17 protein-coding genes and 2 tRNA genes are annotated in these 14504 nt (G+C 30.8%); 3 read left to right on the forward strand and 16 right to left on the reverse strand.

Features of this window, described 5'->3' with window-relative positions:
• Nucleotides 1-122: 122 nt before the first annotated feature.
• The 7 genes from CPAL_RS12325 to polA form a co-directional block, all read right to left on the reverse strand.
• Nucleotides 123-605: a GNAT family N-acetyltransferase gene (locus tag CPAL_RS12325; protein ID WP_061857151.1), complete on the reverse strand. Its 483-nt coding sequence runs from the start codon at nucleotides 603-605 to the stop codon at nucleotides 123-125.
• Nucleotides 606-751: 146 nt separating this feature from the next.
• Nucleotides 752-1306 carry a hypothetical protein gene (locus CPAL_RS12330; protein ID WP_106024747.1) on the reverse strand — a complete coding sequence of 185 codons (555 nt, stop codon included), beginning with the start codon at nucleotides 1304-1306 and terminating at the stop codon, nucleotides 752-754.
• Nucleotides 1307-1390: 84 nt separating this feature from the next.
• Entirely contained in the window at nucleotides 1391-1825 is a 435-nt protein-coding gene (locus CPAL_RS12335; RefSeq protein ID WP_061857153.1) for an ACT domain-containing protein, read from the reverse strand.
• A gap of 234 nt (nucleotides 1826-2059) precedes the next feature.
• Nucleotides 2060-2144 (reverse strand) — tRNA-Leu (locus CPAL_RS12340).
• Between the two features lie 63 nt (nucleotides 2145-2207).
• Complete coding sequence (locus CPAL_RS12345; protein ID WP_061857154.1) at nucleotides 2208-2810, reverse strand: lytic transglycosylase domain-containing protein; 603 nt, start codon at nucleotides 2808-2810, stop codon at nucleotides 2208-2210.
• Nucleotides 2810-3415, reverse strand: a complete 606-nt coding sequence (gene coaE / locus CPAL_RS12350) for a dephospho-CoA kinase (protein WP_061857155.1) — start codon at nucleotides 3413-3415, stop codon at nucleotides 2810-2812. Before coaE ends, CPAL_RS12345 begins: the two co-directional genes overlap by 1 nt.
• 41 nt (nucleotides 3416-3456) lie before the next feature.
• Complete coding sequence (gene polA, locus CPAL_RS12355) at nucleotides 3457-6102, reverse strand: DNA polymerase I (RefSeq protein WP_106024748.1); 2646 nt, start codon at nucleotides 6100-6102, stop codon at nucleotides 3457-3459.
• Between the two features lie 243 nt (nucleotides 6103-6345).
• Here polA and CPAL_RS12360 point away from each other — a divergent pair.
• A tRNA-Leu gene (locus CPAL_RS12360) sits at nucleotides 6346-6427 on the forward strand.
• 106 nt (nucleotides 6428-6533) lie between these two features.
• On the opposite strand, the gene CPAL_RS12365 is transcribed toward CPAL_RS12360, so the two are convergent.
• The 7 genes from CPAL_RS12365 to CPAL_RS12395 form a co-directional block, all read right to left on the reverse strand.
• The gene (locus tag CPAL_RS12365) at nucleotides 6534-7238 is read right to left on the reverse strand and encodes an ABC transporter ATP-binding protein (RefSeq protein ID WP_061857157.1); all 705 of its coding nucleotides are present in this window, start codon (nucleotides 7236-7238) and stop codon (nucleotides 6534-6536) included.
• Between the two features lie 2 nt (nucleotides 7239-7240).
• Entirely contained in the window at nucleotides 7241-8014 is a 774-nt protein-coding gene (locus CPAL_RS12370; RefSeq protein ID WP_106024749.1) for an ABC transporter ATP-binding protein, read from the reverse strand.
• Nucleotides 8001-8942, reverse strand: a complete 942-nt coding sequence (locus tag CPAL_RS12375; protein ID WP_106024750.1) for a branched-chain amino acid ABC transporter permease — start codon at nucleotides 8940-8942, stop codon at nucleotides 8001-8003. The genes CPAL_RS12370 and CPAL_RS12375 overlap by 14 nt, the downstream gene beginning before the upstream one ends.
• Nucleotides 8943-8953: 11 nt before the next feature.
• Entirely contained in the window at nucleotides 8954-9838 is an 885-nt protein-coding gene (locus CPAL_RS12380; protein ID WP_106024751.1) for a branched-chain amino acid ABC transporter permease, read from the reverse strand.
• Nucleotides 9839-9935: 97 nt separating this feature from the next.
• A complete protein-coding gene (locus tag CPAL_RS12385; RefSeq protein WP_106024752.1) occupies nucleotides 9936-11114 on the reverse strand; it encodes an ABC transporter substrate-binding protein in 1179 nt (392 codons plus the stop codon).
• Nucleotides 11115-11559: 445 nt separating this feature from the next.
• Complete coding sequence (locus CPAL_RS12390; RefSeq protein WP_061857162.1) at nucleotides 11560-11886, reverse strand: hypothetical protein; 327 nt, start codon at nucleotides 11884-11886, stop codon at nucleotides 11560-11562.
• Nucleotides 11887-11960: 74 nt separating this feature from the next.
• Nucleotides 11961-12158: a hypothetical protein gene (locus tag CPAL_RS12395; RefSeq protein ID WP_061857163.1), complete on the reverse strand. Its 198-nt coding sequence runs from the start codon at nucleotides 12156-12158 to the stop codon at nucleotides 11961-11963.
• A 128-nt stretch (nucleotides 12159-12286) separates the two neighbouring features.
• Between CPAL_RS12395 and CPAL_RS12400 the strand changes: the two genes are divergently transcribed.
• A complete protein-coding gene (locus CPAL_RS12400; protein WP_061857164.1) occupies nucleotides 12287-13210 on the forward strand; it encodes a S66 peptidase family protein in 924 nt (307 codons plus the stop codon).
• A 309-nt stretch (nucleotides 13211-13519) separates the two neighbouring features.
• Here CPAL_RS12400 and CPAL_RS12405 read toward each other — a convergent pair whose 3' ends face one another.
• Nucleotides 13520-13888, reverse strand: a complete 369-nt coding sequence (locus CPAL_RS12405) for a hypothetical protein (protein ID WP_061857165.1) — start codon at nucleotides 13886-13888, stop codon at nucleotides 13520-13522.
• 164 nt (nucleotides 13889-14052) lie between these two features.
• On the opposite strand from CPAL_RS12405, the gene CPAL_RS13970 reads away from it, so the two are divergent.
• Nucleotides 14053-14217 (forward strand): hypothetical protein, encoded by a 165-nt coding sequence (locus CPAL_RS13970; RefSeq protein WP_156473355.1) that lies wholly within the window; start codon nucleotides 14053-14055, stop codon nucleotides 14215-14217.
• 149 nt (nucleotides 14218-14366) lie between these two features.
• Here CPAL_RS13970 and CPAL_RS14210 read toward each other — a convergent pair whose 3' ends face one another.
• Nucleotides 14367-14501, reverse strand: a complete 135-nt coding sequence (locus tag CPAL_RS14210; RefSeq protein WP_273093011.1) for a hypothetical protein — start codon at nucleotides 14499-14501, stop codon at nucleotides 14367-14369.
• Nucleotides 14502-14504 lie beyond the last annotated feature (3 nt).

The raw sequence follows: 14504 nt of genomic DNA on the forward strand, positions 1-14504 counted from the left end.
TTATAAAAACCTTTACATTACATTAAATTAACATTTTATCATTGCCTAAACATTTCTATACATTTTAAATTATATTGTATACAATAAATTATTGTCAACTTTGTTCTAGGTATCAATAAACACTAAATCTTATGGCTACAATTTACTAATATAACGCTCTTGTCGCCTGCTCCTTGCAGTAACTTTATAGGATTAAATTGATTTTCCATCCAAAAGCCCAAAGTTTCAAAATTTGTTTCTTGAATTCTTGCATAAAATCTAACTATTCCGCAATCTTTTGAAAAATAGTTTATAATATAATTTAATATCCGACTTCCTAGACCTTTACTTCTTTCTTTACTTCCTATTATAAAATAAACCAACCAAACTTCATTAGGATTTTTAAATTCTACGTTTCCTTTAATTATTCCTATTAATTTTTTATTTTTATAAACCTTTAAGAAAAACTCGCACTCATTAAAGTAGTATTCTAGAAACCTCTCGTAAAATTCTTCATATTTAATAAAATTATCTTCATACTGAAGCCAACCATATACTCCAATCAAGTCTTCTTTTTCTATGCTTGAAATTTTTATATCATCAAATTCTAAGTTAATATGGAACATAAACCACACCTCTATATTTTATTTCTACATAGAGAGCAATTTTCCTTTAAAAAAAATAACTCTTGGTTTTATTTATCCAAGAGTTATTTTTAGTGTAATTGTATAAAAATTTCCACTGTATTCAAAGTTAAAATATATTGTAATAATTAATCTTCATAATACATCAAAGTAAGTCTTATAATCCTTCTTATATACCTTTTTGCCATAGGATATGACATTCCGCATCTTCTTAGAAATGCAAATATCCCCGGATTGTATCTTTCAATTTTCATAAGTATTTTATTTATATCATCTGCATCATAATCCCTTGTTTTTTTATCAAAATTATCAAATTCATCTTTTTCATCATGACAGTCTTTATCTTCCATTCCCATCATATTCATGCCGTGAAGATTTTCTTCATACATATGTGGCATCATGCCATACATATTAGGGTACATCATGCCCATCATTCCATAAGGCATCATCATATTATGCATTTCATGAGGTATCATACCCACCATAGGATATAATCCTTGATTTCCTTGAGACATACCCATCATTCCCTGCATACATGGTGGGATCATTCCTGGAGCCATATCTTGCATATACATAGGCATAGGTACCATATCATACTCCATGTCCATGTCCATATTAGAGTTTATCTTCTCTTCCTTAGCCTTATTAGTTTTATCTAATCTATCATCTGTGCTAAAATCCATATGCATACCCTCCATAATAATTATAACTACATTATTAAATTTATGCATATGGTTTTATTTTAAGCACAACTTTTTACTAATAATTTATTCCATAGCTATTAACCTAACTCTGACCACATCATTCATATTTTTTACTTCTTCAATAAAACTATTTAAGTCTATTTCCATATTTGATATGTCAAAAGTTATAGTAACACTGGCTGCATTGTTCACCGGTATATCCTGATTTATTGTTAATATATTTCCATTTACCTGAGCTATTCTATCTAATATTTTAGATAGAGTACCAGCTTTATGAGATAATAAAAATCCTATGGTAGCTTTTTGAACATGAGTTCCCTCTGACATAGAGAATACAAAATCTTTATACTTGTAGTAGGAGCTTCTACTAATCCCCACCACCTTTACAACTTCAGTTATGTCTTTACATTTTCCTGTTCTTAAAAGTTCTTTTGCTTGAACTACCTTTTCAAAAACTTCAGGTAAAATTTTTGTATTTATTATTAAATATTTATCCATTTTTCCTCCTAAAAATAAATACTTTAGTTTTTATTATCCCTAATCAATATTATTATACTATCTTTTAATAAGGCAATTCAAGGTGAGAACGTTATTAAAGAATTTATCTTTATCCTTATAAAAAATAAAAGCATCATACATTTGAAAAATTAGATATTTCATCAAACGCACGATACTTTTTATAGACACCTTCCTATTTTAAGTCCTTGAAACGCTTTATTTCAAGGACTTTCTTGGTGCAGAAGATGGGACTTGAACCCATACACCTTTCGGTATACGCCCCTTAAACGCACGCGTCTGCCTATTCCGCCACTTCTGCATAACGAATATTACAATTTACAATATAATTATACTACCATAATATTCGTTGTCAATATATTTATTAAAAATAGTTTGAAATAATCTGTTTTAATAGACTAGCATAATTATTATCCTGTGTATATAAAAATTTGTATAAATTATAATTTACTTGTACCTTTTTTACATACTTATCCGTTTCTTCAAAAGGTATATAATTTAATTCTATTCCGTTTGTTGAATTTTCATAATTATTAAGCCACTTTTTTACATTACCTCTTCCACCATTATACGCGGCTAATATCAATTCTATATTAGGGCCAAACTCTTCCTTTAAATTGTTCAAATACCAACACCCCATCCTTATATTGACTTCAGGGTCATGAAGCATATCTACACTAAAATCGTCAAGTTTCATCTGTTCTGCAGCCCATTTGGCTGTAGATGGAGTCAATTGCATAAGCCCTTGAGCATTTTTCACAGATACAGCATTTCTATTAAAATTACTTTCTACTTTAATAACTGCTGTTACTAAAAACGGATTTAAGTCATACTCCTCAGAATATTTAACTATATAATCATAATATTTTATTGGGTATATTTTTCTTCCTATAGGCTTTAAATTAATGATAAAAATCATCAATATAACTATTAACACAAAAATTGTTCTGTTTTTCCTTCTCCTCATTATTCCTCCCTAAACTGCATTATCTTTTTTAAAATATTTTCTAATTGTTCTCTTGTACGTTCTATACTACCACTATTATCTATTATAAAATCCACTTCATCTTTTTTCTTATTTAGAGGAATCTGAGATCTTATTCTATTTAAAACTTGTTCCTCATCAAGATTATCTCTGTTCTTTACTCTAGAAATTTGTATTCCTTCACTTACCCAAACTAAAATATTAATATCCATATTTTTATGAATAGAATGCTCAATCAAAGTTGGCGCATCAACTATACACAAACTTTCTCCCACTTTATCATACTCATTTATTCTTTTAAATATCTCTTTCTTTATATACGGTATAATTATATCCTCCAGTTTTTTTCTTAACTCATCACTCTTAAAAATGTAGTTTCCAAGCTCTCTCCTTTTTAATTTTCCTTCACTATCTATAAATTGGCTTCCAAAAGTGTCCTCGATTTTATGTAATATTTCTGGATAAATACTCAATACTTCTCTAGATATGATATCTGCATCTATAACTGGTATATTTTTTTCTTTAAGCATATTAGAAACAGTGCTTTTTCCGCTCCCAATACCTCCAGTTAATCCCACTTTTATCATTACTTACACCCCCGCTTTTTTCAATAATCATTAAGCTTCCTCTACTTAGCTTCGTACCAGCTCTCCCCTATGTTCACATCTGCTTCTAGTGGAACTGAAAGCTTCATAACATTCTCCATCTTTTCAACTACAAGATTTTTTACTTCTTCAAGTTCATCTTTATATACATTTAATATTAATTCATCATGGACCTGAAGTATGAGAGTACTTTTTAAATTTCTTTTTTTAAGTTCTCTGTAGACATTTACCATAGCTAACTTTATAATATCTGCTGCACTTCCTTGTATTGGAGTATTCATAGCAAGCCTTTCTCCAAGAGCCCTTACCATCTTGTTTTTGGACTGTATTTCCTGTATATGCCTTCTTCTATTCATTATCGTCGTTACAAATCCATCTTTTTCAGCCTGCTTTATAGTATTATCTATATACTTTTTTATATTAGGATATCTATCAAAATAGGTATCTATAAATTCCTGAGCTTCTTTTCTAGACACATGTATATCTTCAGAAAGGCTAAATGCTCCTATACCATACACTATTCCAAAGTTTACTGCTTTTGCGTTACTCCTCATAAGTGGAGTTACTTCATCTACAGGCACCTTAAATACCTCAGAAGCTGTCATAGTATGAATATCACTATGATTTTTAAATGCTGCTATAAGTTTTTCATCTTCTGCAATATGAGCAAGCACTCTCAGCTCTATTTGAGAATAGTCTGCAGAAAGTATAACACATTCTTCATTATTTGGTACAAAGACCTTTCTTATTTCTCTTCCCATTTCATACTTTATAGGTATATTTTGAAGATTTGGTTCTGTGCTTGATAGTCTTCCCGTAGTAGTTACAGTCTGATTAAAACTAGAATGTATCTTATTATCTACATCTATTACATTTTTTAATCCTTCTACATAGGTTGAATCTAACTTGGTTATCTGCCTATACTCTAGAATTTTTGATATTATAGGGTGTTTATCTTTTAACTTTTCTAGGACTTCAGCATTAGTGGAATATCCTGTTTTTGTCTTTTTCACCACTGGTAGATCCAGCTTTTCAAACAAAATTTTTCCTAGCTGCTTTGGAGACTTTATATTAAACTCTTCATCTGCAAGAGAGTAGATTTCTTTTTCTAAAGCCTCTATTTCTTTTTTAAATTTCTTTCCTATTTCAATGAGCTTTTCCTCATCAACTTTAAAGCCCTCATACTCCATGTCCGCTAAAACCTCTACAAGCGGAAGTTCTACTTCATAGAATAACTTTTCCATATTAAATTTATGTATTTCTTCATCTAACTTCTTGTATAAATTTTTTAAATAATATGTTTCATTAACTTTAACAATATCTTCTTCCCCTTCGATATTTATATTAAGTTTTTCTTTTATCATTTCTTTTAATATGTAATCTTTGTTTGAAGGTTCTATTAAATAAGCAGCTATTTTTGTATCAAAAATTACCCCTTTTAAACTTATTTTATTCTTTTTTAAGACTACATAAGCCATCTTAGCATCATGGCATACTTTTTGTATATTTTCATCCTGAAAAAGTTTTTTTAGTAGAGATAATAACATTTCTTCATTTTCTTTATACATCTCTTCAATATTGATTATATATACTTTATCATCGAAGCTTAAATAAATTTTGTTAAATTTGGACTTAGAATAGATGGAAGCATCAATAAACTCAAATTGAAGATATACTATATTATTAATATTTTCTATTAACTCTGAAAATGCTTTTGTGCTTTTTATTTCTTCATAATTTACTTTAGAAATTTCTTCACTTTCATTTGTAGCCTCTTTATCTTTAGAATCCGTGTTATCTTTCTCTTCCAATTTCTCTAAAAGAGACTTGAATTCTAATTCTTTAAAAATCTGTTTAACTCCCTCTACATCATAAGTTTCCTTAGATTTTATATCGTCTAGATCTATATCAATAGGTACATCTGTAACTATTGTTGCAAGTTTTTTACTAAAAATAGCCTGTTCTCTATTCTCTATGAGATTTTCTTTTATCTTCTTACCACTTATATTATCTATATTTTGCAGTAAGTTTTCTATGCTTCCATATTCTTTTATAAGTTTAAAAGCTGTTTTGCTTCCTATTCCAGGAACTCCTGGTATATTATCAGATTTATCTCCCATAAGTCCCTTTACATCTATAAATTGAGTAGGAGTAACTCCGTATTCTTCTATCATCCTATTTTTATCATAAATTTCTTTCTCGCTTATTCCCTTTTTAGTTATAACAACTTTTACATTATCTGTAGCAAGCTGAAGAGCATCTCTATCTCCTGTTACAATATAAACCTCGATGCCTCTCTCTTCTGCAAATCTTGATAAAGTACCAATCAAATCATCTGCCTCAAAACCATCTATTTCAAATATATTTATAGCCAACTTTTCTAGCAATTCCTTAAGCACAGGGAACTGCTCTCTAAGCTCTGAAGGCATCTTTTCTCTTCCAGCTTTATAGTCATCATACTCTTTATGCCTAAAAGTAGGAACTGTTCTATCAAAGGAGGTTACTATATAATCTGGCTCTATTTCTTCCTTCATTTTCAAAAGCATTTTTATAAAACCATATATAGCATTTGTATGCATACCTTCAGAATTAGTAAGATCAGGTAAAGCAAAAAAAGCTCTATACATAAGACTATGCCCATCAAGTATTAATAATCTTTCCTTTTTCATTTTTATAAACCTCCATATTTCATCGCACATTACAACCGTTTTTCCATAGTTACTATAACTAGTTTACTCATTTTCTTTATTTATATCAATAAGAATGGTAAAATATTAAGTATAATTTAACAAAATCTTTAACCTTGCCCATTGATAATTGTTCAATATAATATCTATAGATATTATCATCTTTATAAATATTGGTGCTTGACTTAATTTAGCTAATATGATATTATAATTTTTGTGATATGTGCCGCTGTGGCGGAATGGCAGACGCATTCGACTCAAAATCGAACGGGAAACCGTGCGAGTTCGACTCTCGCCAGCGGCACCAAAAAGACTTTGAAGAATTTTTCAAAGTCTTTTTTATTTTGTAAATCAGCAAATAAAAAATCCACCAGCTAAGCTGGTGGCACATGACTAATAATTCCTTCAATAATTTAAGCACCAAGATATGCACTTTTTATGCTTTCATCTTCTAAGAGTTCCGATGCTCTGCCCTCCATTTCAACACGTCCATTCTGTATTACATAAGCCCTATGGGCAATCTTTAGTGCCATGGAAGCATTCTGCTCTACAAGCAACACTGTGGTACCAGATTTATTAATATCTTCTATTATGGAAAATATCTGTCTAACAACTAAAGGTGCAAGTCCCATAGAAGGTTCATCTAGAAGAAGCAATTTAGGTCTTGACATCAGAGCACGTCCTATAGCAAGCATCTGCTGCTCTCCTCCTGACAGCGTTCCTGCCATCTGACTCTTACGTTCTAAAAGCCTTGGAAAAATTTCAAATACCTTTTCATAATCCTTTTTGATTTCAGATTTATATTTTCTAGAATAAGCTCCCATCTCCAAGTTTTCCATAACAGACATATTAGCAAATACTCTTCTTCCTTCAGGTACATGAGAAATTCCAAGTGAAACCATATTATTTGCATGCACTTTATTTAATTCATTTCCTTCAAAAACTACCTTTCCTACTTTAGGTTTCAATATTCCTGATATTGTTTTAAGTGTTGTTGTCTTTCCAGCTCCATTTGCACCTATTAAAGTAACAATTTCCCCTTGATTTACTTTTAAACTAATCCCTTTTAAAGCGTGAACCGCTCCGTAATACACGTTAACATCAACAAGCTCTAACATCTTTAGTTTTCACCTCCAAGATAGGCTCTAATAACCTCTGGATTACTTTGTATTTCTTCTGGAGTTCCTTTTGCAATAAGTCTTCCGTAATCTAACACATAAATTTTGCTGCATACAGACATTACGAGAGACATATCATGTTCTATAAGAATTATAGTTATATTAAACTTGTCTCTAATCCATTTTATAAGATTCATAAGTTCATGGGTTTCATTTGGATTCATTCCTGCTGCTGGTTCATCAAGAAGTAAAATCTTAGGATCTGCTGCAAGTGCTCTTGCTATCTCTAATCTTCTTTGTTCACCATAAGGCAGATTTTTGGCTAGTTCTTCTTTTTTATCATAAAGATTAAAAACCTGTAAAAGTTCCTTTACTTTTTTATTGGCTTTCTCTTCTTCCTTATAATAAGAAGAAGTTCTAAATAGAGATGAAAATAGCTTATACTCAATATTTTTGTGAAATCCCACTCTTATATTTTCTTCCACAGTCATTTCACCAAATAACCTTATATTTTGAAATGTTCTAGCTATGCCAGAAGTAGCTATTTGATAAGGCTTTATTTTGCTAGGATAAATTTCCTCATCAAACTTATAAATTATCTGCCCTTCTGTGGGATTATAAATACCAGTAAGCAAATTAAAAAAAGTACTCTTTCCTGCACCATTAGGCCCTATAAGTCCAACTATTTCCCCATGCTCTATTTTCATTCTTACTTCACTTACTGCCTTTACCCCACCAAAAGACATGGAAATATTATTTACCTCAATTACTGACATTTTCAATTCTCCCCTTCTTAAATAATTTAAATTTATGATTTCCCATTAGTCCCTGTGGTCTATATACCATTATTAAGAAAAGTATAACTGAATATATAACCATTCTAAGCTCCGGAAATCCTTGAAGTAGAAGAGATATTATAGAGAGCACTACTGCTCCCATAATTGAACCCATAATACTTCCCATACCACCAAATACCACTATAACTAATATATCTATAGATTTCATAAATCCAAAGGCATCTGGTTTTATGAAATAAAAGTATCCAGAGTATAATGCACCTGCAATTCCTGCAAAAAAGGCTCCTATTCCAAAAGCTAATACCTTATAAAAAGTAGTATTAATTCCTACAGATTCCGCTGCAATCTCATCTTCTCTAATTGCTATGCAGGCTCTTCCACTTTTGGACTCTACAAAATTTTTTATTATAATAATAGTGGCTGCAGCCATAGCAAATAACCATGTCCAATTTGTATACTGTGGTATATCATTAAATCCGCTGGCTCCACCTAGATACTCATTATTAAGAATAACTATTTTTATAATTTCTCCAAAACCTAGTGTCGCTATAGCAAGATAATCTCCTTTTAATCTTAGAGTAGGAATTCCTATTACAATTCCTGCAATAGTAGCAATTGCTGCTCCAATTAATAAACTGACAGAGAATGGTAACCCTAATTTTGCAGTTGCTACAGCTGAAGCATAAGCACCAATAGACATAAAGGCTGCATGTCCTAATGAAAATTGTCCTGTAAACCCTGTAATAAGATTTAAACTTACAGCTAGTATTATATTAATGCCTATAACCACAAGATTAAGCATAATATAGGAGTCTATGATTCCCATCCTTGTTAGCACTTCTCCTAATAAGTATAGGAAAAGTATTAAAGCAGTAGTTATTATATTATTTTTACTTAATATTTTCATTTCCTCTCCTCCTATACTTTTTCCTTTACATTTTTGCCTAAAAGTCCATTAGGCTTGACTAAAAGTATCAATATCAATATGGCAAAAGCTACAGCATCTTTATATAATGATCCTCCATATGCACTTACCATAGTTTCAGTCATTCCAAGGAGATATCCTCCGAAAACTGCTCCTGGTATAATTCCTATTCCACCTATTACTGCAGCTACAAAGGCTTTAAGTCCAGGAACTACGCCCATTAAAGGATTAATAGAGTTATAGTATACACCTATTAAAACTCCAGCAACTCCTGCTAGAGCAGAACCAATTGCAAAGGTAAAAGATATAGTCCTGTCAATGCTTACCCCCATATACTGAGCAGCTTCTTTATCCATAGCAACAGCTCTCATTGCTTTGCCAATCTTTGTTTTATAAATTATATATTGAAGCAGCAACATCAATATAACAGTAATTACAATTATATATATATCTATAGTATTTAATATTACGTTACCGCTAAATAACTTTATACTGTTATTTTCAAGTACCGGTGGAAAAGTCCTAGTTTCAGCATTAACAAAATACATAGTCCCATACTCTATAAAAAGAGAAACTGATATAGCAGTTATAAGCGCAGCAATTCTAGTAGAATTTCTGATAGGCTTGTATGCCACTTTTTCCACTATAATGCCTATAATCGCACAGGAAAACATAGATACAAGAAGTGCAGGAATAAAACTGAGATGAAAAAAGGTTGTAGCTGCAAAACCTATATAAGCTCCTAACATATATATGTCACCATGTGCAAAATTTATGAGATTTATAATTCCGTAAACCATAGTATATCCTAATGCAATCAGCGCATAAATACTTCCTAAAGAAAGTCCATTAATTAATTGTTGTAAAAATTGCCTCATCTTTATCACTTCCTTTTTAAATTGTATTAAAGAGTACAAATACTGTTTCAAATCCATATTGTACTCTTTAATGCTAGTTATTCTTTTGATTTAGTTTTTATTTAGCATCTAGTTTTTTCAAGAAAATTTGTTCTCCATCTTTCATTTGAAGTATAGTAATTGATTTTATTGGGTTGTGGTTCTCATCTATAGTAATTATGCCTGTTACACCTTTAAAATCTTTAGTTGATGCAATAGCATCTTTAAGTTTTATAGGATCTGCTTCTCCAGCTCTTTTTAAGGCATCTACACAAAAATATGCTAAATCATATCCAAGAGCGTTAAATGCATCTGGTTCTTTGTTATATTTGTCTTTAAATGCTTTTTGGAAATTAACAACTTCTGATGAAGTGTCTTTTGAAGAGTAATGATTTGTAAAGTAAACTTCATTCAACGCAGACTTTCCTGCTAGCTCTACAAGCTTTGGAGATTCATAGCCATCTCCTCCAAGTATAGGAATATTAATTCCTAATTCTCTAGCTTGTTTTATTATTAATCCAACTTCTTCATAGTAACCAGGTAAATATATTACATCTGGATTTAATCCTTTGATATTTGTAAGTACTGCTTTAAAGTTTGTATCTTTTGATTGATAGGCCTCTTCACTTAAAACCTTTCCTCCAAACTTTTCAAAGGTTTCTTTAAAACTTTTGGAAAGTCCCTTGCTATAATCACTAGAACTGTCTACAAGTAAAACTGCATTTTTCTTTCCTAAATCCTGATAAGCAAAGTTAGCCATTATAACTCCTTGGAAAGAATCGCTAAAACAGGTCTTAAAAATAAACTCTCTAACCTTACCATTACTATCTACTGTAACATCATCAGCAGTAGCAGATGCAGAAATTAAAGGTACCTTATTCTGAATAGCTACTGGAGCCGCCCCTTTTGTATTACCAGATGTGGCAGGACCAAGTATAGCTACAACCTTATCTCTAGTTACAAGCTTTGATGCAACGTTAGCAGCTTCTGCTGGTTCAGATTTATTATCAACTTTTACAGGCTCTATCTGTTTCCCTAAAACTCCCCCTGCCTTGTTTATTTCTTCAAAGGCTAGTTCAATACCTTGAACCAAGCTTTGCCCATAGGTTGCTGCTTGTCCAGATAATTCATAATCTAAACCTATCTTTATGGTTTCTGCACCTCCATTGCTTGATGTAGTTTGTGTGTTTTTCCCGCATCCTGTTACTGCCCCTGTAACAAATAATGCTGTTAGAAACAATGCTAATTTCTTTTTCATAAAATTTCCCCCTTTTATTAATGTCCCTAATTTGAAATTATATAAAAGCACCTCTACATGTATATAAAACATATAGAGGTGTTTTTTACACTGTACCACTCTACTTCACAATTTCACACGGAAATAGGCTCTTTTAGGTTCCATTAAACCCTAGCTTTTTAACGTAGCCTCACGATATAACCTACTTTATTTCAATTATACAATTTCGAAGTGATCATTGCTATCTAGTTAACCTGGTTCTCAGCCACCCCAGTTCTCTGTAATTAACTTTGTTGACAGTTTTGTCTTCATCATAATTTTTAACTCAATATTTATTTTTAATTTTTAAAATTGTCTAAAAAGTGTTAATTTATTATTAATAATAGTATCACGTGCGCAAACATATGTCAACATTCGGAAAACATTTACATAAAATTTTTTTAATTCATAATCATAAGTGATAAAATTAACTATTTTTTGAGCTTTTTATATTATCATAGTCCATTTTTTTAGTATTTTGTTGAATATTATTAACTGCTGATAGAAGATCGTGCATAAAATTAGCACCTCTTGAAATCAGTACACCTGTTAAGAGTATGCCTATATATGGTATATATGATGGCATACCTAACATGGATAGCATGTCCATTTGCGTTGCTGAAGCTATAATTATTCCGATAAATAAAGCACCTATTTTATCAAAGTGAATTTTACCTTTTTGCCATACCATTTTTAATGTCTCCCAAACAGCCTCAGCAATCATAGAAACAATTATTAAATTTAAAATACTCATTTTTTAGTCCTCCTCATGTATAACTCACAGATATTTATTAAAATTCTATATTATTTAATAAAATCCATTTATATCTATATGCTTACTGAAATTTTATACAGCAAATATAATAAATAAAGCATAAAAACACAAAAAACTCCACATCTTATGAAACTCATATAATCTGTATTTTTCTTTTCTTTTTTCTCTTCTTTTTTAAAGCACTCACTAAGATCTTTTAACGATTTCCCTACTTCTTCATGTATGATTTCTTGTAAATCTTTTTTATCCATATACTCACCTCCTAAGTAAATATATGATGAAAAAAAAGAAAACTTTCGTATGTTTTTTATTAACTTGATAAAAACATAAATCATATAATAATTTATATGATTAAATTTCTTTTAAGAGGTGATTATCCTTGGCAATAAGACCTCCTATTCTAAAAGCAGGAGATACCATTGGAATAGTAACTTTAGGCAGTCCTTTAGATGCTAATATAATTAATGCCAGAATATCCACACTTAGGAGTATGGGATTTAATGTGATATTAGGCAAATATGTATATTCATATACTGGCTATCTTGCAGGAAGTGATGAAGAAAGAGCTTCTGATCTTATGCACATGTTTTTAGACACAAGAGTAAAAGCTATCATACCAACAAGAGGAGGCGTTGGAGTTGCTGGCATTTTACCTTATCTTGATTTTAACCTTATAAATAGAAATCCTAAAATTATTACAGGCTACAGTGATGTTACTGTTTTACTTAATGCTTTATATCAGTTTTCAAACTTAATTACTTTTCACAGTCTTCTCCTTATAGACTTTTCAAACTCTACTGTACCTTATAACTTCAATCAATTTTTTGCAGCTACTTCCACCATTATATCTCCAAGAAGATTAGAAAATCCTCCTGGAATTCCGCTTATAAGCAGAGTTATGGGTAATGTAACTGCTCCTATAGTTGGAGGAAATCTAACATCTCTTGTAGGAACTCTTGGAACTCCTTATGAGATTGATACTAAAGATAAGATTCTGTTCTTAGAGGATGTTCATGAACCTATTAATACAATCTATAGATATATAAATCACTTAAAACTTGCAGGAAAATTCAGGGATTGTGTAGGAATACTCATGGGTGAATGCACAGAATGTTCCCCTCAATACGGAAGGACTTATGAAGATTTGATAAATGATGTGATTGTTCCTTTAGGTAAACCTCTTATGACAAATTTAAGAACAGGCCACGGTATCTATAAAATGGCAATACCTATTGGAGCCGTTGTAAATCTTGACACATTTAATAACACACTTACTATAATGGAACCAACGGTTAGCTTATAAAAAAATTGTAATGCAATTTTCTTAAAAAAAAATAATTAAGCAGAGCTTAATTATAATCCACCATTGCTAGCAAGCTGCAATGAACGTAATAAAACCTACGGTTCTAATTGATTAAATATTTCAACATCACTTATGGGATTTGCATTGTAGAAAGCGTTGAACAAGCATTAGATGCTCTTTATTTCTGGATTTAAAACACCGTAAGAACCTTCTATTGTCTGAACAGTAATGAGCTTAGAAGGTTTATGGGTTTTAAAGCCAGAAATATTAGAGCTTCTTTGCGTAGTGAAGCTTTCCTAAATACAAATCTCATTTATAGCTAGCTTTTCTACTTTTAGTATTATTCCATACTTTTACTTTGTTTTTCACTTGTTCTTGCGGTATGCTACATTTTGTATTCTGACAAACATTACTTATAGATGATACTATATCATGCATAAAATTTGAACCTCTAGATAAAAGTATTCCTGTCAAGATTATCCCTGTATATGGAATCTTAGTTGATATTCCTATCAACTGGAGCATGTCCATACCAGTTGTAAAAGCCAATATTAAACCAACAATTAAAGTTCCTATTCTATCAAAGTTAAATCTATGCTTCTCTTGCCATACCATTTTTAAGGTTTCCCATACAGCTTCTCCTATCATAGCTATTATTATCAGGGACATCATATTCATAAATATTCACCCCTGGTACCATTATATGTATTTCATATTGCCTTGCGCCTTCTTAAAATTATTTTTGTTTTTACTTTCTCCTATCATTTTTGAACAAATTTTGTTATAAAAATCAGCTTGTTGGAAATAATTTTTAATACACTTTAATTTGGAGGTAATAAAATATGAATACAGATAAGGATATTAAGCAAATAAGTGTTTCTACTGTAATAGTTGCAACTGAACTAAATAAAGGGAGAGTTAAAGAATTAATTCAAGAACTTCAAGACCTAGATGCCATTGACAATTCTGATGCTGAAGTCATAAAAGCCGCTACAGATTACCTATAAAAGCATAAAATGAATGGAATCCACTAGATGCTAATGAACAAAAATTAAAGTGTAAGTTAGAAGTTAGATATTAAAATATTAGATTAAAAATTAAAATGCATAAATACCTAACTTCTAACAATCACAGACTTTAACTTGAGAAACTTTAATTATTCTATTGGCTCTCCATCAAAGTTTGTATATCTTGGCGGAGTTCTTTTATATCTTTTTTGAGTATCATCCTGTGGTCTGTGACCATCAACTTTTATACTTTTTTTATGCTTTTCTCCCTTCATCTTTGCCATATT

The sequence above is a fragment of the Clostridium thermopalmarium DSM 5974 genome (assembly GCF_002995795.1).
Taxonomy (GTDB): domain Bacteria; phylum Bacillota; class Clostridia; order Clostridiales; family Clostridiaceae; genus Clostridium_H; species Clostridium_H thermopalmarium.